Genomic DNA, 17025 nt, shown 5'->3' with positions numbered 1-17025 from the left:
GGCGCGGGCGGCTCCAGCGGAGGCGGCGGCGCGACGAAGACCGGCGGCTGCGGCGCGGGCGTGGGCGCGCTGGTGATGACGGGCTTGGGCGCCGGCGCGGGCTTGGGCAACACGCGTTGCTGCGGCGGCGGCGGCGGGGCCGGCACGGGCGCGGGCGGGGCAATGAAATCGACCGTCAGCGGCAGCACCTCGGCCACGGCCTCGCGCACCGGTTGCAACTGCAACAGCGCCCAGCCCACGGCCACGTGCGCCGCCAGCATGCCGGCGCCCAACGCGCGGCGGGCGTTGGGCGACATCGGTTCCGGATGTCCGGCGGGCAGGGGCGGCAGGTTCATCGGGGAGGGCTCCGTTGGTCCTTATTGACCAAAGTCACAAACTGTGTGTGCCTATTCTAAACACGAATTATTCTCAATACATATAAAACCTTAAGAATTCTTAAGGAACCCGCTGCCGCAGCCCGGTTCGGGAAACAAAGCACGGGCGTGGCGGCGGTGCTGCGGCGGGTGCGGATGCCGCCACGCGCGGTGGCAGCGCGGCTATGCTTGGCCGCATGAAACTGCTGGTCCGTTGGCTGTTGCTGGCCGCCGCGCTGTTGCTGGTGGCGTATCTCTACCCGGGCGTGTCGGTGACGAGCTTCGGCACCGCCATGGTGGCGGCACTGGTGCTTGGGCTGCTCAACACGGTGGTGCGGCCGCTGCTGGTACTGCTGACGCTGCCGGTGACGCTGCTGACGCTTGGGCTGTTCCTGTTCGTCATCAACGCGGTGCTGTTCTGGGCAACGGCGTCGGTGCTGAACGGTTTCAACGTCAACGGCTTCTTTGCCGCGCTGGTGGGCTCGATGATCTACAGCCTGTGCGGCATGGTGATCGACTCGGCCATGGAGTCCCTCTTCGGCGACTGACCTGCATCGCCTGGACGCAGGAACGCGGACGGCGCGCCGCGCCGCCGCCAAGGCCTTCAGCGCTCGTTGCGCATTTCCTTGTCCAGCTCGCGCCTGCGCGCCTCCATCTCGCGCAGGCGGGCGTCGATGATGGACGCCTCTATGAAGTCGGCCGGCGCCGCGCCGCTGCGCGCGAGCTGCTGGCCGGCGCGCAGCCGGTCCACCGCCCCGGGGATGTCGCCCAGCGCGGCGCGCGACTCGGCTTCGGCGCGCACGGCGCGCAGCTTCAGGCCCAATTGGTCGGCGCACTGCGCAAGCTGCTGCCAGGCGCCGGCGTCGTCGCGGCGCTCGGCCACCCAGGTCTGAAGCGCCTCGGTGCTGCGGCGCAAGGCGTCGGCCGGGGCACCGGCGCGGGCGGCGGCGAGATCGGCCTGCGCCCGCCACAGCAGCAGCGCTCGTGACATGCCGCCCTCAGGCAGCGCCTGCATGCGCTGCTGGGCCGCTCGGCCATCGCCGCGGGCCAGCAGCGATTGCACGCGCAACAGTTGCAGCCATTGCGTGGCGTCGCCGCCGCGCGCCGCGGCCGGCGCTTCGCGCTGCAGCAGGGTGTCGGCCGCAGCCAGGGCGGTGTCGGCCGGCTCGAACTCGCGCAGCAGCGTGGAAGCCAGCGCCTGCGCGTAGAGCAGGCCCAGCCGCTCGGAGGCCGAGGCGCCGGGCCCCGGCTGCTGCGCCTGGGCGCGGCGCAGCGCCTGCACGGAGGTGTCCATGAGCACGCGGGCGCGGGCCTGGGCCAGCGCGTGCTCGAAGGCGCCGTCGGCAGGCATGTTGCGCGCGGCGTGGGGGTCGGCCTGCACGCGGGCGCGGGCCTCGCCGATGCGCTCGGTGGTCAGCGGGTGCGAGCGCAGGTAGGGGTAGTTGTTGCTGTCGTTGAGCCGGTTGGCGTGCTCCAGCTTCTCGAACATGCCCGCCACGCCGGCGCTGGCGTAGCCGGCGTCGCTGTGCACGCCGTAGCCCACGCGGTCGGCCTCGCGCTCCATGTCGCGCGAGTAGTTGAGCTGGCCCTGCACCATGGCGGCCTGGCCGCCCACCACCGCGGCCTGCGCCATGGCGGCGTTGCCGGTGCGCGCGGAGGCCAGCACGCCCAGGATCATGGCCGCCAGGCCCACCATGCTCTGGCGCGAGGAGCTGCTGATGCTGCGCGCGATGTGGCGCTGGGTGACGTGCGAGAGCTCGTGCGCGAGCACGGCGGCGAGCTCGTCGCGGCTGACCGTCATGGCGATGAGGCCCAGGTGCACGCCCACGTGGCCGCCGGGCAGGGCGAAAGCGTTGACGCTGCGGTCCAGCACCAGGAACACCTCCCAGGCGAAGGCGCCGGCCGTGTCGGCGCCGATTTCGCCGCGGCGCTTGGCCGCGCCCACCAGCGGCTGCCACAGCGACTGCACGTAGTCCAGCAGCAGCGGGTCGTCGAGGTAGGCCGGGTCACGGCGTATCTCGCGCATGATCTGCTCGCCCAAGCGGCGCTCGGCATCCACGCTGAACTCGCCGGAGACCGAATCGCCCAGCGCGGGCAGCGACGACTGTGCCCGCGGCGCGGTGGCCGGCAGGGCGGCCAGCGCCAGGCCGGCGACGAGGGCGGAGACGGCTAAGGGGTGTTTCACGTTCGCGGGATGGCGGAAAACGGCTGGCTATGATCGCACCGCCCTCTTGCTGCCAGGTTTCCGACCATGAACAACCCGCTTACCCATTTCGACAGCCAGGGCCAGGCCCACATGGTGGACGTCTCGGCCAAGGCCGCGACGCACCGCGTGGCGCGCGCCACGGGCAGCATCCGCATGCTGCCTGACACCTTGGCGCTCATTCGCGAAGGCACGGCCAAGAAGGGCGACGTGCTGGGCATCGCCCGCATCGCCGCCATCCAGGCGGCCAAGCGCACGTCCGACCTCATCCCTCTGTGCCACCCGCTGCCGCTCACGCGCGTGGCGGTGGAGCTGGACATCGACGAGCAGCTCCCCGGCGTGCATTGCACGGTGCAGGCCGAGACGGTGGGCGTCACCGGCGTGGAAATGGAAGCGCTCACCGCCGTGCAGGTGGGCCTGCTCACGGTCTACGACATGTGCAAGGCCGCCGACAAGGGCATGGTCATGAGCGACATCCGGCTGCTGGAGAAGAAGGGCGGGAAGTCGGGGCACTGGCAGGCGCAGTCCTGAGTGAGCCCACGGCGCCGCCGCCGCAGCGCCGTCAGTGGTCGAGAAAGTCCCGCCAGGTGAGCGGGCGCTGCGGCGCCTCGCACTGGAAGGGCTTGAGCGCCTTGAGCGACTCGTCGTCGCAGACCTCGAAGAAGGGCTCGGACGCCGGGTAGTGGAACTCGCGCAGGCGCTGTGCCACGTGGCGGGCGCGGTCGAGGTCGCCCGCGTCGGCCAGCGCCTCGGCCCAGGACTGCGTGAGCCGCGTGTCCAGCAGGAAATGCGTGGCACGGCCGAAGGCGGGCAGGGCGTCGGCCGGCACCGCCGCCGTGGTGGCCGCGGCGTAGTCGGCGTGGTGGGCGAAGAACATGCTGCGCTGGCCGATGGCGATGCGCTGCTCCAGCGGCCCGGCCGTAGGCGCCGGCGTGAAGATGGCCACCACGCGGCCATAGTCTCCCAACGAGAACAGCGCGCCCGCGGCCAGCAGCAGGCCGGGCAGGCGCAGCGCAAGGCCGAATCCTGTGGGCGAGGCTGCGGTGGACGGCTCCGCGGCAGGGCCCTCGTTCTGCGGGCCCAGACAGGCGCCCCACATCCAGGCCGTGGGCAAGAGGAAATAGGCATACCACAGCGGGTACTCCAACTGGCTGTGCAGCGCCATGAGCAGCACCATCACGAAACCAGCGCGCAGCGCGGCGCCCTCGGCACCCGCCACGCACAGGCTGCGCCGCCAGGCTTGCCAGAGCGCCAGCGACATCAGGGCCAGCACCAGCAGCGCCAGCGGCACGCCCAACTCCACCGCGAACTGCAGCGCCAGGTTGTGCGTGTGGTCGAAGAAAGCCACCGGGCGGCCGGGAAAGGGCGTGAGCGTCCAGGCGAAGTTGAACTGGCCGAAGCCCACGCCGCTCCAGGGCTGCTGCGCGATCAGCGTCAGCGTGTTGCTCCAGATGCCGAAGCGTGAGCTCGACGGGTCCGACTCGCCCAAGCGCGTGGCCGCGCCCAACGCGTCGGTTTGCAGCAGCTTGAGCGCCAGTGCCCAACCCGCATAGAGCAGCGGTGCGCCCACGAGCAGCAGGCGGCTGTCGCGCGAGAGGCGCTTGTCCACCACGCCCCACAGCGCCAGCAGCAGCACGCCCACGCTGCCCGTGCGCGAGCCCGACAGTTCGATGGCGACGACGAACAAGGCGCCCAGGGGGAGCGCGGCGCGGGTGGCCAGGCGGCCCGCCTCGCGCAGCGGCACCAGCGCAACCACCGACCACAGCAGCAGCGAGCTCAGGTGATTCGGCTGCCGCAGGTTGCCCACCGCACGGCCCGGAAAGCCTGAGCGCGCCACCAGCACGCCGTCAGCCCACGCGGGCGCGAACACCTGCACCAGCGCGATCAGGCTGCTGAGCACCCCCACCACCACCCAACCCAGGCAAAAGGCCTGCAACGCCTGGCGCCGGGCCTGCGGCTCCAGCGCCGCGGCCGACCAGGCCAGCAGCAGCGCCGCCAGCAGCAGCCCAAGTGCCGACGCCGCCAGGCTTGCCGGCAGCGCCACCGCGGCCGACCACAGCACGCCGGCAGCCAGCAGGGCCAGCGCCAGCAGCAGCGCCGCCGCCGCGCGGGCCCCTGCCAGCACGCGCGAGGCGCCCAACACCGCCGCGAACACGCCCCACAGCCCAATCGCTGCGGCCTGGTTGAAGAAAGTGGCCGAGGGCGGCAGGTTGAACGCCACCAGCGCGGGGACACAGCAGGCCAGCAGCGCCGCAAGCGACAGCGCGTAAGAGGGCATCAAGGGCACGGGTCAAGGCGGAAAACGAAGGCGGCGCACTCTAGCAAGAAGCGGCGAGCCCCCCTCGCACCACCCTGTACAAGCCTGTGGACAGTTGTCTGGACAAGTCGGGCTTGTCCACACGCGCAACGTCCCGGCGCCAAGTTGTTGTGTTTTTGAAAGAACTAATCCGGCAGGCGGGCCCACAGCCTTATGCGGCGCGCAAGTTGTTGATAATCAAGGGAAAACCAGAGTTGTCCACATCAAAAAGGCTGCTCTACCACCATGACCAATTAAAAACGTTAGTACTGGCGTAAATGGTTGTGGGTGCCGCAGGCCGAGCCGAACACCCTTGCGCCACCCGTGAACAACCTTGTGGGCAACCTTGCGCTGTCCACAAAAAAAGACCGCCGATGGCGGTCTTCGAAGGTTTTTTTGTCCCGTGCGGCAGGGCTGCCGCGTGCGGATTTCAGGGCGGGCTCACAAGACGGCACCGGAGGCGCTGCCTGCGGCGGCGGGCGGGTTGTTCTTCTGGATGAGCGCGGCGGCGTCGGCATGGGTGACGGTGGTCGTGGTGGTCCAGACCACGCTGGAGCTGCCGGGAGCGGGCGTGAAGGTGATGGTCTTGCCGTCCACGCCGCTGCCTATGCCGTCTGCCAGCGTGGCCTTGATCACGCCGTTCTCCACGGTGGCGGAGGCCACTTCCTTGGTGGGCGTGAAGGCGGGCACGCCGCGGTCGCTGGCGTTGCAGCCGGTGAGCACGCCGCCCTGCTCCTGGATGCACACGCTCACGGCCGTCTTGACCGCGTCCACGGAGCGCAGCGCGTTGCCCACGCGGGCCTTGACGATGTAATTCTGGTAGAGCGGCAGGCCCACGGCGCCCAGGATGCCGATGATGGCCACGACGATCATCAGCTCTATGAGCGTGAAGCCACGGCGGTGGCGGCGGCGCTGGTGTTGCTGCGGGCAGGTACGGCGACGGCAAAGGCTTGGCATTGCGAACTCCTCCTCGGATGGAAAGACGTCGTTGCCCGGGTCTTGCGAGGAAGGAAACCGGGCTGCTGCCGGCGCACTGCGGCCGCACTGCTGAGGGCGGGAACAGCTTGCCCGGCGCGGCCGCGCCGGTGCCTGCGATGCTGAGGCCGGGGCAGGGCGCGCAGGCTCAGTACAAACGGCAGGCCCGTCCGCGCGCGCGGACGGGCGTCAGCGCAGCGTGAGGCGGTCGCCGCTGCGCAGGGCGCGGGCCTTGAGGCCGTGGCGGCGGAGCTGCTCCATCACCGTCTTCACCTCGCCGGGCTTGACGTGGGTGATGTGCAGTTGCGCCGGCGCGGGCAGATCGCTCAGCGGCAGCTCGGCCAGCATGCTTGGGCAGAGGTGGCGGCTGAGCTGCGCCAGGGTGGCTTCCTCGTCGCAGAAGGAGGTTTCGATCACGAGATGGGCCACCGGCAGTTGGGCCAGGCGTTGCCACAGCGGCTCGTTGGGGCCGGTGTCGCCGGTGTAGACCCAGCAGGGGCCGCCAGGCGTTGCCGAGGCGGCAAAGCCCACGGCCGGCACGGTGTGGTGGGCGCTGAGCACCTCGATGCGGCGCTCGCCCAGCACCAGGACGTCGCCCACGGCCAGCGGCTGCAGCACCAGCACGGGCGACTGCTCCGAGGGCAGCCGGGTGAAGTCCGGCCAGATGCGGTTGTTGAAGACGTGCTCGCGCAGCGTCTGCAACGTCTCGGGGAGGGCGTGGACGCGGATGGGGCCGCGGCCGGCCGCCGCGCGCAGCCGCATCACGCTGTCGGCCAGCAGCGGCACGCCCAACACGTGGTCCAGGTGCGAGTGGCTCAGCAGGATGTGGTCTATGCGCGCGAGTTCTTCCAGCGTGAGCGTGCCCACGCCGGTGCCCGCGTCCACGAGCACGTCGCCGTCCAGCAGGAAGGAGGTGGTGAAGCTGCCGGCGGCAATGGCGCCGGCGCAGCCCAGGACGCGGATGTCCATGGAAGGCGATGGAGCTTGCGGCGCGCCGCGGATCGCGCCTTGCCGCATCAGCGTTGCAGGACGAAGAGCATCTGCGTGCCGGCGAGCTCTATGACGTCGCCGTCGCGCAGCGTCACGGCGTCGGCATGCAGCGGCGCGCCGTTGACGCTGGGCCGCGAGCCGCCTTCCACGTGCGTGAGCACGTAGCCGTTTGGGCGCCGCGTGATGCTGGCCACCTGCACGCCGGGCTTGCCCACGGTGGTGACGATCTTGGTGAGCTGCGCCTCGTGTCCGGCGGCGTTGCCGTTGAGCACCTTGAGCGCGGCGGAGGCTGCGGGCAGCTCGGCGGCGGTGTAGTGGCTGAACCCCTCGCTCATGCCGGGCAGCGGTGCGGTGTGGGCGAAGTCGGCCACGCCGGTTGGGCGTGCAGCAGCCGGCGCGGGCTCGAAGTCGCCGCTGTCGCGGGCCAGGTAGCGCAGCTTGTACTTGCCGATCTCCACGCTGTCGTTGTGCGAGAGCTGCTGGCGTCGTATGGCGCGGCCGTTGATATAGGTGCCGTTGGTGCTGTTGAGGTCTTCGATGAACACCGCCTCGCCCGCTCTTTGCAGCACGGCGTGCTCGCCGCTGACGGCCAGGTTGTCGATGACGATGTCGTTGTAGGGGCGGCGGCCCAGGGTGGTCTTGTCCTTGGTGAGCTCGACCTGCTTGATCACGACGCCGTCCAGGGAGACGACCAGTTTGCCCATGCTTGTCCTCGTGTGGCTGGCAACGGCGGGAGGGGCGGACGGCGAGGGGGCAGCGCGCCTCAGCGCTTGAACGGCCACCAGGAGCGGGATGCCGCCGCGGCCCCCGGTACGCGGGCCAGGATGACGGCGATGTTATCTTTTCCCCCCGCCTGGTTGGCCGCGTCCACCAGGGCGCGGCCGGCCTGCGCGAGGTCGGCCTGGTGGGCCAGCAGGATTTCGGCGATGGCGCTGTCGTCGAGCATGTCGGACAGGCCATCGGAGCACAGCAGGTAGAGGTCGCCCGGGTGCAACTCGTGCAGTTGCGTCTCCAGCAGCACGCGCTCTTCCACGCCCACGGCGCGGGTGACGAGATTCTTGTACGCGCTGAAGGCCGCCTGCTCGGGCGTGATGAGCCCGGCGTCGATTTGCTCCTGCAGCAGCGAGTGGTCGCGCGTGAGGCGCGACAGCTTGTGGCCGCGCAGCCGGTAGGCGCGCGAGTCGCCGACGTGGCCGCTGAGCACGTGTCCGGCGCGGAACACCAGCATCACCAGCGTGGTGCCCATGCCGGCGTACTGCGGGTTGGCGCGGGCGGCTTCGAAGATGGCACGGTTGGCTTGGCCGACGCACAGCTCCATGGCGCTGCGCACTTCCTGGTCGGAGGCGGCGTCGGCGGTTTGCTGCAGCCAGGCGCCGAGCTCGTTGCGCAGTTGCGTGGTGAGCATGCCGCTGGCGACCTCGCCGGCGTTGTAGCCGCCCATGCCGTCGGCCAGCACGGCAAGCGCCGTGGCTTCGTCCAGCGCCACCGCGTCCTCGTTGTTGCTGCGCGCGCGGCCGGTATCGATGGCGCTGAAGAACTCGGGGTTCATGGTTTGCATGAGGTCAGCGGATCATTGTGCCCCGCCGCCCGTGCCCTGGGCAGCCCAAGCGGCGCAGCGAACGCGCCGACGGTGGCAAATGTCGCATCAGCGCGCAGCGCAAAACCCCTTCATGCCGGCCTTGCGCTGCGTCAACTCTTACCGTAAAGCGCCGGCAAACCGTACTGTCATCAACTTGTCACCACCAAATCTCGGGGGCAAACTGGTCTCAACGGGATAAGTGCTGCGGTCACCCCCGTTTGGTAGCAACACTTCCGAAAGGAGGCTCTGATGAATCTGACGATCAGCGGACACCATCTCGACGTGACACCTGCCCTGCGTGAGTACGTTCTCACCAAGCTGGATCGAGTCACGCGCCACTTCGACCAGGTGGTCGATGTCAACGTGCTGCTGGCCATAGACAAGTCCAAGGAAAAGGACCGTCGCCAGCGAGCCGAGGTGACGCTGCATGTCAAGGGACGGGACATCTTCGTCGAACAGTCGCACGAGGATTTGTATGCCGCGATTGATCAGTTGATGGACAAGCTCGACCGCCAGGTGATGCGCCACAAAGACCGTACGCAAGAGCATCACCACGCATCCGCCAAGCGGCTGCCTGCCAGCGTCTGAGTGTCCGATCGCGTTTGAGGGGGCCTGAACCGGGGCCCCGCACCCAGCAAGCGGCCCCACGGGGCCGCTTTTTGCTGTGGACGTGGCGGGCAGGTTTGCGCAGCATTCACGCAACAAGGAAGGACGCAGGGGACCCCTTGCGGAAAGCGTGACAAGAGGGCTTTCTATAATCGAGCGCCCTGACACAGTCTCCGCATTCGCCCGGACCTGCGCCGCGGAGAAATCACCATGAACCGTCTCGCCGCCATACTGCCTGCCACCAATGTGCTGGTGAATGTGGAAGCCACCAGCAAGAAGCGGGTTTTCGAGCATGCGGGACTGCTGTTCGAGAACCAGCACTCCATCGCCCGCGCCACGGTGTCGGACAACCTGTTCGCGCGCGAGCGCCTGGGTTCCACCGGCCTGGGCCATGGCGTGGCCATTCCGCACGGCCGCATCAAGGGTTTGAAGAACCCGCTGGCGGCGGTGCTGCGGGTGCAGCAGGCCATTCCCTTTGACGCGCCGGACGACGAGCCGGTGAGCCTGCTGATCTTCCTGCTGGTGCCCGAGGCCGCGACGCAGCGGCACCTGGAAATCCTCTCCGAGATCGCCGAGATGCTCAGCGATCGCGAGCTGCGCGAGCGCCTCAAGGCCGAGCCCGACGCCGCCGCGCTGCACAAGCTGATCCAGAACTGGGAGCCGCTCAAATCGGTGGCCTGACCCGCTTCCCGATGGCGCTTGCGGCTTCCTTCCAACATTAGAAGAAACGCCGCATGAAGCCGATTTCAGTCAGTGCCGAAGCGCTGTTCGAGGAGCATCGCAAGGCCTTGCGCTGGGAATGGGTGGCCGGACACGCCCACCCCGAGCGCCATTTCGACGACGCCGCCGTGCGCGAGGCGCACTCCTCGGCCGATCTCGTCGGGTTCCTGAACTACATCCACCCCTACCGCGTGCAGATCGTGGGCGAGCGCGAGGTGCGCTACCTCACCGCCGTGCCGCCGGAAGTCCAGGAGCGCCGCGCCACGCGCATCCTCACGCTGGAGCCGCCCATGGTCGTCGTGGCCGACGACCAGCCGCCGCCGGAGGTGATGCTGCGGCTGTGCGAGCGCGCTGGCATTCCGCTGTTCGCGAGCAAGGAGTCGGCCGGCCACGTCATCGACGTGCTGCGCGGCTACCTGGGCCAGCTCTTTGCGGAGCGCACCACGCGCCACGGCGTGTTCATGGACATCCTGGGCTTGGGCGTGATGCTCACGGGCGAGTCCGGCCTGGGTAAGAGCGAGCTGGGCCTGGAGCTGATCTCGCGCGGCCATGGCCTGGTGGCCGACGACGCGGTGGACATCCACCGCACGGCGCAGAACGCGCTGGAGGGGCGCTGCCCCGAGCTGCTGCTCAACCTGCTGGAAGTGCGCGGCATCGGCTTGCTGGACATCAAGGCCATCTTTGGCGAGACGGCGGTGCGGCGGAAGATGAAGCTCAAGCTCATCGTCCACCTCGTGCGCCGCGAGACGCTGGAGCGCGAGTTCGAGCGCCTGCCCTACGAGCCGCTGTACGAGGAAATCCTGGGCGTGCCCGTGCGCAAGGTCGTCATCGCCGTGGACGCCGGCCGCAACCTGGCCGTGCTGGTGGAAGCCGCCGTGCGCAACACCATCCTGCAGTTGCGCGGCATAGACACCTACAACGAGTTCATCCAGCGCCACCAGAAGGCCATGCAGCGCTGATCGCGCAGTCAGCGCGGCCGAGGGCCGCCGCCGCAAAAGCGAAAAGGGCGCCCGCCAGGGCGCCCTTTGCTCATGGCGGGGGCGTTTACTTGGGCCGGAACTGGCACTCCTGCTTGGTGCAGGTGGCGTACAGGGCCAGGGCGTGGTCGTGGATGGCAAAGCCCCGCGCCTCGGCCACGGCGCGCTGGCGGCGCTCGATTTCCGGGTCGTAGAACTCCTCCACGCGGCCGCAGGTCAGGCACACCAAATGGTCGTGGTGTTGGCCCTCGTTGAGCTCGAACACCGACTTGCCGGACTCGAAATGGCTGCGCGTGAGCAGCCCGGCCTGCTCGAACTGCATGAGCACGCGGTAAACGGTGGCCAAGCCGATGTCCGAGCCTTCGATGAGCAGCGCCTTGAACACGTCTTCGGCGGTCATGTGGCGCTGGGAGGTTTTCTGGAACACCTCCAGGATCTTGATACGGGGCAGCGTCGCCTTCAGGCCGCTGCTCTTGAGTTCATCGGCATGCGTCATGACGGCTCTCTCTCAGGCAGACGGGCCCCCGGAAAGGGGGCCGGTAGAATGGGCCGGATCATATCCAGCCTGCGAGGCCCGGCCCGGCGCAGGCCCATCCCCATGCACCGATCAGTCTCACGCCTGCCCGCCGCGCTGCTGGCCGCCTGCACTCTTGCGGGCTGTGCCTCGCTGCAGTCCTCGGACCAGAACCTGCTCGGCATGGTGACGCCTTACCGCATCGAGATCGTCCAGGGCAACGTGGTCACGCGCGAGCAGGCTGCGGCCATACAGCCGGGCATGGCGCGCGCCCAGGTGCGCGACATCCTGGGCTCGCCGCTGCTCGCCGACGTGTTCCACGCCGACCGCTGGGACTACATCTTCACCATCCGCCGCACCGGCGCCGAGCCGCAGCGCCGCAGCGTGACGGCCTACTTCGACGGCGAGCGGCTGCAGCGCCTGGACGCGCCGCAGGACCTGCCCTCCGAAGCCGAGTTCGTCTCCTCCATCAGCACGGCCAAGCTGCCCGCCAAGCTGCCGGTGCTGGAGCTGACGCCGGAGCAGCGCGCCAAGCTGCCCGCGCCGGCCCGCACCGAGGCCGCGCCCGCCGCTGCCGCGCCCACCGGCGCCACGCGCGACTACCCGCCGCTGGAGCCCTGAGCCCCCGCGCGTTCCTCCCAAGCCTTCTCGCATGACGACCACCAACGCTTCCACCGCCACCGCGCCGCTGCGCATTGCCATCGCCGGCGCTTCCGGCCGCATGGGCCGCATGCTCATCGAGGCCGTGCTCAATTCCGGCGACTGCGCGCTGGCCGGCGCGCTGGACGTCCCGGGCAGCCCCGCACTGGGCCAGGACGCCGCCGCCTTCCTCGGCCGCCCCGCCGGCGTGGCCATCGTCTCCGACCTGCGCGAGGGCCTGGCCAACGCGCAGGTGCTCATCGACTTCACCCGTCCCGAAGGCACCATGGCGCACCTGCAGGCCTGCCGCGAGCTGGGCGTGAAGCTGGTGATCGGGACGACCGGCTTCAGCGAGGAGCAAAAGGCGCAGATCGACGAGGCGGCCCAAGAGATTTCCATCGTCATGGCGCCCAACATGAGCGTGGGCGTGAACGTGGTGATGCGGCTGCTGGACATGGCCGCGCGCGCGCTGAGCCAGGGCTACGACATCGAGATCATCGAGGCCCACCACCGCCACAAGGTCGATGCCCCCAGCGGTACGGCGCTCAAGATGGGCGAAGTGGTGGCCGCCGCCCTGGGCCGCGACCTCAAGGAATGCGCCGTCTACGGCCGCGAGGGCGTCACCGGCGAGCGCGACCCCAGTACCATCGGCTTCGCCACCGTGCGCGGCGGCGACATCATCGGCGACCACACCGTGCTGTTCGCCGGCACGGGCGAGCGCATCGAGATCAGCCACAAGAGCAGCAGCCGCGCCGGCTACGCGCAAGGCAGCCTGCGCGCCTCGCGCTTCCTGGCCGACAAGCCGCAAGGCCTGTTCGGCATGGAAGCCGTGCTGGGCCTGGCCTGACGCCGCCGCGCCGTGGACGGCCTGCAGGCGTTCTGGGACCGCAGCGACGGCATAGGCCGCACCGTGGCGGCGCTGCTGCTGCTGATGTCCATCTCGGCGTGGGTGCTGATCCTGTGGAAGGGCTGGCTGCTGCGCCGCGCCGCGCGTGACATCGCCCGCGGCGTGCCGGCCTTTTGGGCCGCCCCGGCGCTGGACGCCGCGCGCGAGCGCCTGGCCCCGATGGACCGCGAGCAACTGCTGCTGCCGCTGGTGGACGCCGCCCAAGCGGGCGCGCGCGGCGGCACGCTGGAGGCGCACGGTCATGCCGACTCGCAGCTCACCCGCCGCTTGCGCGACGCGCTGCACCGTGCCCTCGGCCAGCTCCAGGCTGGGCAGGTGGTGCTGGCCTCCATCGGCTCGACGGCCCCCTTCATCGGCCTCTTCGGCACGGTCTGGGGCATTTACCACGCGCTCATGGGCATCGCCGCCGAGGGCAGCGTGGGCATAGACAAGGTTTCCGGCCCGGTGGGCGAGGCGCTGGTGATGACGGCCGCCGGCCTGGCCGTGGCCATCCCTGCCGTGCTGGCCTACAACGTGTTCGGCCGCTGGATCGCCGGCAGCGAGGCGGAGCTCGAAGGCTTTGCGCACGACCTGCGCGAGCTGGTGCTCGACGCGGCGCGGGAGTCCTGAGCCGTCCATGGGCAGCCATCGCAGCCCGGCACGGGAGTCGCCATGACCTTCGGCCGCCTGGAGAGTAAGAAACCGGCCAAGCCGATGAGCGAGATCAACATGACGCCGCTCATCGACGTGATGCTGGTCCTGCTGGTGATCTTCATGATCACCGCCCCGCTCATGACCTCCAGCCTGCGCCTGGACCTGCCGCAGGCCCAGGGCGCCGAGAGCGAATCGCGCGACCCGCTCAACCTCGCCCTGGACGCCAAGGGCCAGGCCTACCTGGACGACCAGCCGCTGGGCGAGGCGGCCCTGAAGGAGCGGCTGCAGGAGGCCGCCCGCCGCAACGCGCAGGCCGAAGTGCAGTTGCGCGCCGACCGCGCCGTGCCCTATGGCCGCGTGGCCGAGCTGCTCGCGCTGCTGCAGGAAAGCGGGCTCACGCGCATCGGGTTCATCACCGAGCCGCCGCAAGCCGCCGCGGGGCAGGGTGGGGCCTCGGCCCCGAAATGAGGGGCGCCGGGCCGGCTCCTACAATCCCGGCCCATGAACGAAAAGTACGTCCCCGCCGAGGTCGAGTCGGCCGCCCAAGCGCACTGGAACGCGCGCGACGCCTACCGCGTCGTCGAGGATGACAGCAAGCGCAAGTTCTACGCCTGCTCCATGCTGCCCTACCCCAGCGGCAAGCTGCACATGGGCCATGTGCGCAACTACACGATCAACGACATGCTTGCGCGCCAGCTGCGCATGAACGGCTGGAACGTGCTCATGCCCATGGGCTGGGATGCCTTCGGCCTGCCGGCCGAGAACGCGGCGATGAAGAACAAGGTCCCGCCCGCGCAGTGGACCTACTCCAACATCGAATACATGAAGGGCCAGATGCAGGCCCTGGGCCTGGCCATCGACTGGTCGCGCGAGATCGCCACCTGCAAGCCCGACTACTACAAGTGGAACCAGTGGCTGTTCCTGAAGATGCTGGAAGCCGGCATCTGCGAGCGCCGCACCCAGGTCGTCAACTGGGACCCGGTGGACCAGACCGTGCTCGCCAACGAGCAGGTGGTGGACGGCCGCGGCTGGCGCTCCGGCGCCCCGGTCGAGAAGCGCGAGATCCCGGGCTACTACCTCAAGATCACCCAGTACGCCGAGGAGCTGCTGCAGCACGTGCAGAACGGCTTGGCCGGCTGGCCTGAGCGCGTCAAGCTCATGCAGGAGAACTGGATTGGCAAGAGCGAGGGCGTGCGCTTCGCCTTCCCGCACGACATCCGCGACGCCACCGGCGAGCTGATCCAGGGCGGCAGGCTCTACGTCTTCACCACGCGTGCCGACACCATCATGGGCGTGACCTTCTGCGCCGTGGCGCCGGAGCACCCGCTGGCCACGCACGCCGCGGCCGGCAACGCCTCGCTGGCCGCCTTCATCGACGAGTGCAAGCACGGCGGCACCACCGAAGCCGAGCTCGCCACGCAGGAAAAGAAGGGCCAGCCCACGGGCCTGTTCGTCACGCACCCGCTCACCGGCGCGCAAGTGGAAGTGTGGGTGGGCAACTACGTGCTCATGAGCTACGGCGACGGTGCCGTCATGGGCGTGCCCGCGCACGACGAGCGCGACTTCGCCTTCGCGCTGAAGTACCGCCTGCCCATCAAGCAGGTCGTGGCCGTGGAAGGCGAGACCTTCTCGACCGAAGCCTGGGCCGAGTGGTACGGCGACAAGCAGCGCGGCGTGAACGTCAACTCCGGCGAGCTGGACGGCCTCGCCTACAAGGCGGCCGTGGACAAGGTCGCCTCGCTGCTGGGCGACAAGGGCCTGGGCGAGAAGAAGACCACCTGGCGCCTGCGCGACTGGGGCATCAGCCGCCAGCGCTACTGGGGCACGCCCATTCCCATCATCCACTGCGACACCTGCGGCGCCGTGCCGGTGCCGACAGAAGATCTTCCGGTGGTGCTCCCGGAAGACTGCATCCCCGACGGCAGCGGCAACCCGCTGAACAAGCGCGCGGACTTCCTCAACGTCGCCTGCCCCTGCTGCGGCCGCGACGCGCGCCGCGAGACGGACACGATGGACACCTTCGTGGACAGCTCGTGGTACTTCATGCGCTATTGCGACCCGAAGAACCCCGAGGCGATGGTGGCCGGCGGCACCAAGTACTGGATGCCCATGGACCAGTACATCGGCGGCATCGAGCACGCCATCCTGCACCTGCTCTACGCGCGCTTCTGGACCAAGGTGATGCGCGACCTGAAGCTGGTCGAGGTCGACGAGCCCTTCCAGCGCCTGCTCACGCAGGGCATGGTGCTCAACCACATCTACAGCCGGCGCACCGAGAAGGGCGGCATCGAGTACTTCTGGCCGCACGAGGTGGAGAACGTGCTCGACGCGGGCGGCAAGATCACCGGCGCCAAGCTCAAGAGCGACGGCTCCGCGGTGACCTACGAAGGCGTGGGCACCATGAGCAAGAGCAAGAACAACGGCGTGGACCCGCAGCAGCTCATCGAGCAGTACGGCGCGGACACGGCACGGCTGTTCGTGATGTTCGCCGCCCCGCCGGAGCAGACGCTGGAGTGGAACGACGCGGCCGTGGAAGGCGCGCACCGCTTCCTCAAGCGCGTGTGGGGCTACGGCGTGAAGAACGCCGAAGCGCTCCAGGCCGGCGGTGACCCGTCGCAGGCGGCTGACGACGCCACGCGCGCCCTGCGCCGCGAGGTGCACCTCGTGCTCAAGCAAGTCAGCTACGACTACGAGCGCATGCAATACAACACCGTGGTGTCGGGCTGCATGAAGCTGCTCAACGCGCTCGAGTCCTTCAAGGGCGAAGGCGCCGCCGCGGCCGCGGTGCAGCGCGAAGCCTTCTCGGTGCTGCTGCGCACGCTGTACCCGGCCTGCCCGCACCTCACGCACGGCCTGTGGCAGGACCTGGGCTACGCGGCGTCGTTGGGCGAGCTGCTGGACGCGCCCTGGCCGCAGGTGGACGAAGCCGCGCTGGTGCAGGACCGCATCGAGCTGGTGCTGCAGGTCAACGGCAAGCTGCGCGGCGCGGTGAGCGTGCCCGCCGGCGCGGACAAGGCGGCGATCGAAGCCGCCGCCCTGGCCAACCCCGACTTCCAGAAGTTCGCCGAGGGCAAGGCGCCCAAGAAGGTGATCGTGGTGCCGGGCCGCCTGGTCAACGTGGTGGTCTGAGCGTGATGCGCCGCCGCTCGCTGCTGGCCGCCACGGCCACCCTGCCTGCCGCCGCGCTGTTGGGCGGCTGCGGCTTTGCGCTGCGGCGCCCGCCGCCGCTGAGCTTCGAGCGCCTGGCGCTGGTGGGCTTCGCGGCGGGCTCACCCATGGAGCAGGCGTTGCGGCGCCTCATGCCGCAGACGGTGACGCTGGTGGATGCGCCGCAGCAGGCGCAGGTGGTGCTGGAGTCGCTGCTGGAGCGGCGCGAGCGCGTCGTCTCCGGCACCACGTCCTTCGGCCAGGTGCGCGACATGGTGGTGCGGGTGCGGTTTCGCTACCGCGTGAGCACGCGCGCCGGCAAGCCGCTCGTGGACCCGTCGGAGCTGCTGCAGTACCGGGACCAGAGCTACAACGAAACCCTGGCCCTGGCCAAGGAGCTGGAGCAGACCGAGCTCTACCGCGACATGGAGACCGACATCGCCATGCAGGTGCTGCGCCGGCTGGAAACGGTGCGGGAGATCTGAG

Annotated in this window: 18 protein-coding genes and 1 pseudogene; 11 read left to right on the top strand and 8 right to left on the bottom strand. The window is 69.6% G+C overall.

The features are described 5' to 3' along the window. A pseudogene (locus SM757_RS07680) lies at nt 1-335 on the bottom strand (energy transducer TonB); the annotation flags it as partial. 215 nt (nt 336-550) lie between these two features. Between SM757_RS07680 and SM757_RS07675 the strand changes: the two are divergent. Continuing rightward, nucleotides 551-901 carry a phage holin family protein gene (locus tag SM757_RS07675; RefSeq protein ID WP_322464995.1) on the top strand — a complete coding sequence of 117 codons (351 nt, stop codon included), beginning with the start codon at nt 551-553 and terminating at the stop codon, nt 899-901. 56 nt (nt 902-957) lie between these two features. On the opposite strand, the gene SM757_RS07670 is transcribed toward SM757_RS07675, so the two are convergent. Then, nucleotides 958-2538 carry a M48 family metalloprotease gene (locus SM757_RS07670; protein WP_322464994.1) on the bottom strand — a complete coding sequence of 527 codons (1581 nt, stop codon included), beginning with the start codon at nt 2536-2538 and terminating at the stop codon, nt 958-960. A gap of 66 nt (nt 2539-2604) precedes the next feature. Here SM757_RS07670 and moaC point away from each other — a divergent pair, with 66 nt between their 5' ends. Next, nucleotides 2605-3087, top strand: coding sequence for a cyclic pyranopterin monophosphate synthase MoaC (gene moaC / locus SM757_RS07665; RefSeq protein ID WP_066330674.1), 483 nt, complete (start codon nt 2605-2607; stop codon nt 3085-3087). Between the two features lie 31 nt (nt 3088-3118). Here moaC and SM757_RS07660 read toward each other — a convergent pair whose 3' ends face one another. From SM757_RS07660 to SM757_RS07640, 5 genes are all read right to left on the bottom strand, one after another. After that, entirely contained in the window at nt 3119-4834 is a 1716-nt protein-coding gene (locus SM757_RS07660) for a PglL family O-oligosaccharyltransferase (RefSeq protein WP_322464993.1), read from the bottom strand. A 459-nt stretch (nt 4835-5293) separates the two neighbouring features. Then, nucleotides 5294-5809: a pilin gene (locus tag SM757_RS07655; RefSeq protein ID WP_322464992.1), complete on the bottom strand. Its 516-nt coding sequence runs from the start codon at nt 5807-5809 to the stop codon at nt 5294-5296. 207 nt (nt 5810-6016) lie between these two features. Further along, complete coding sequence (locus SM757_RS07650) at nt 6017-6796, bottom strand: MBL fold metallo-hydrolase (RefSeq protein WP_066330794.1); 780 nt, start codon at nt 6794-6796, stop codon at nt 6017-6019. Nucleotides 6797-6843: 47 nt separating this feature from the next. Then, a complete protein-coding gene (locus SM757_RS07645; protein ID WP_066330669.1) occupies nt 6844-7521 on the bottom strand; it encodes an FHA domain-containing protein in 678 nt (225 codons plus the stop codon). Nucleotides 7522-7580: 59 nt separating this feature from the next. Continuing rightward, nucleotides 7581-8366: a Stp1/IreP family PP2C-type Ser/Thr phosphatase gene (locus tag SM757_RS07640; protein WP_322465001.1), complete on the bottom strand. Its 786-nt coding sequence runs from the start codon at nt 8364-8366 to the stop codon at nt 7581-7583. Nucleotides 8367-8645: 279 nt separating this feature from the next. Between SM757_RS07640 and hpf the strand changes: the two genes are divergently transcribed. From hpf to hprK, 3 genes are all read left to right on the top strand, one after another. Next, nucleotides 8646-8984, top strand: coding sequence for a ribosome hibernation-promoting factor, HPF/YfiA family (gene hpf / locus SM757_RS07635; RefSeq protein WP_066330668.1), 339 nt, complete (start codon nt 8646-8648; stop codon nt 8982-8984). Nucleotides 8985-9212: 228 nt separating this feature from the next. Continuing rightward, nucleotides 9213-9683 carry a PTS sugar transporter subunit IIA gene (locus tag SM757_RS07630; RefSeq protein WP_066330666.1) on the top strand — a complete coding sequence of 157 codons (471 nt, stop codon included), beginning with the start codon at nt 9213-9215 and terminating at the stop codon, nt 9681-9683. Between the two features lie 53 nt (nt 9684-9736). Further along, a complete protein-coding gene (gene hprK, locus SM757_RS07625; protein WP_066330665.1) occupies nt 9737-10681 on the top strand; it encodes an HPr(Ser) kinase/phosphatase in 945 nt (314 codons plus the stop codon). A gap of 85 nt (nt 10682-10766) precedes the next feature. Here hprK and fur read toward each other — a convergent pair whose 3' ends face one another. Then, the gene (gene fur, locus SM757_RS07620; RefSeq protein WP_066330656.1) at nt 10767-11195 is read right to left on the bottom strand and encodes a ferric iron uptake transcriptional regulator; all 429 of its coding nucleotides are present in this window, start codon (nt 11193-11195) and stop codon (nt 10767-10769) included. A gap of 102 nt (nt 11196-11297) precedes the next feature. Here fur and SM757_RS07615 point away from each other — a divergent pair, with 102 nt between their 5' ends. Genes SM757_RS07615 through SM757_RS07590 form a run of 6 tightly spaced genes read left to right on the top strand, consistent with a single transcriptional unit; the run spans nt 11298 to nt 17024 of the window. Then, a complete protein-coding gene (locus tag SM757_RS07615; RefSeq protein WP_322464991.1) occupies nt 11298-11834 on the top strand; it encodes an outer membrane protein assembly factor BamE in 537 nt (178 codons plus the stop codon). Between the two features lie 31 nt (nt 11835-11865). Next, nucleotides 11866-12699 carry a 4-hydroxy-tetrahydrodipicolinate reductase gene (dapB, locus tag SM757_RS07610; RefSeq protein WP_322464990.1) on the top strand — a complete coding sequence of 278 codons (834 nt, stop codon included), beginning with the start codon at nt 11866-11868 and terminating at the stop codon, nt 12697-12699. 12 nt (nt 12700-12711) lie between these two features. Further along, nucleotides 12712-13368, top strand: a complete 657-nt coding sequence (locus SM757_RS07605) for a MotA/TolQ/ExbB proton channel family protein (RefSeq protein WP_322464989.1) — start codon at nt 12712-12714, stop codon at nt 13366-13368. A 42-nt stretch (nt 13369-13410) separates the two neighbouring features. Next, complete coding sequence (locus SM757_RS07600) at nt 13411-13860, top strand: ExbD/TolR family protein (protein WP_066330653.1); 450 nt, start codon at nt 13411-13413, stop codon at nt 13858-13860. A gap of 33 nt (nt 13861-13893) precedes the next feature. Beyond that, entirely contained in the window at nt 13894-16521 is a 2628-nt protein-coding gene (gene leuS / locus SM757_RS07595) for a leucine--tRNA ligase (protein WP_322464988.1), read from the top strand. A 5-nt stretch (nt 16522-16526) separates the two neighbouring features. After that, nucleotides 16527-17024, top strand: a complete 498-nt coding sequence (locus SM757_RS07590; RefSeq protein WP_322465000.1) for an LPS-assembly lipoprotein LptE — start codon at nt 16527-16529, stop codon at nt 17022-17024. The last annotated feature ends 1 nt before the right edge of the window (nt 17025 follow it).

It is taken from the genome of Azohydromonas lata, from assembly GCF_034427735.1.
Taxonomy (GTDB): domain Bacteria; phylum Pseudomonadota; class Gammaproteobacteria; order Burkholderiales; family Burkholderiaceae_C; genus Azohydromonas; species Azohydromonas lata.
Note: the sequence above shows the minus strand (reverse complement) of the source record. Positions and strands in the feature narration are given on the sequence as shown.

Bases quoted from the DNA above. Each gene is read 5' to 3' on its own strand.
- SM757_RS07655 (WP_322464992.1), bottom strand. From the start codon at position 5,809: ATGCCAAGCCTTTGCCGTCGCCGTACCTGCCCGCAGCAACACCAGCGC.
- SM757_RS07600 (WP_066330653.1), top strand. From the start codon at position 13,411: ATGACCTTCGGCCGCCTGGAGAGTAAGAAACCGGCCAAGCCGATGAGC.
- hprK (WP_066330665.1), top strand. From the start codon at position 9,737: ATGAAGCCGATTTCAGTCAGTGCCGAAGCGCTGTTCGAGGAGCATCGC.
- leuS (WP_322464988.1), top strand. From the start codon at position 13,894: ATGAACGAAAAGTACGTCCCCGCCGAGGTCGAGTCGGCCGCCCAAGCG.
- dapB (WP_322464990.1), top strand. From the start codon at position 11,866: ATGACGACCACCAACGCTTCCACCGCCACCGCGCCGCTGCGCATTGCC.
- SM757_RS07675 (WP_322464995.1), top strand. From the start codon at position 551: ATGAAACTGCTGGTCCGTTGGCTGTTGCTGGCCGCCGCGCTGTTGCTG.
- SM757_RS07645 (WP_066330669.1), bottom strand. From the start codon at position 7,521: ATGGGCAAACTGGTCGTCTCCCTGGACGGCGTCGTGATCAAGCAGGTC.
- SM757_RS07630 (WP_066330666.1), top strand. From the start codon at position 9,213: ATGAACCGTCTCGCCGCCATACTGCCTGCCACCAATGTGCTGGTGAAT.
- fur (WP_066330656.1), bottom strand. From the start codon at position 11,195: ATGACGCATGCCGATGAACTCAAGAGCAGCGGCCTGAAGGCGACGCTG.
- hpf (WP_066330668.1), top strand. From the start codon at position 8,646: ATGAATCTGACGATCAGCGGACACCATCTCGACGTGACACCTGCCCTG.
- SM757_RS07660 (WP_322464993.1), bottom strand. From the start codon at position 4,834: ATGCCCTCTTACGCGCTGTCGCTTGCGGCGCTGCTGGCCTGCTGTGTC.
- SM757_RS07615 (WP_322464991.1), top strand. From the start codon at position 11,298: ATGCACCGATCAGTCTCACGCCTGCCCGCCGCGCTGCTGGCCGCCTGC.
- SM757_RS07640 (WP_322465001.1), bottom strand. From the start codon at position 8,366: ATGAACCCCGAGTTCTTCAGCGCCATCGATACCGGCCGCGCGCGCAGC.
- SM757_RS07590 (WP_322465000.1), top strand. From the start codon at position 16,527: ATGCGCCGCCGCTCGCTGCTGGCCGCCACGGCCACCCTGCCTGCCGCC.
- moaC (WP_066330674.1), top strand. From the start codon at position 2,605: ATGAACAACCCGCTTACCCATTTCGACAGCCAGGGCCAGGCCCACATG.
- SM757_RS07650 (WP_066330794.1), bottom strand. From the start codon at position 6,796: ATGGACATCCGCGTCCTGGGCTGCGCCGGCGCCATTGCCGCCGGCAGC.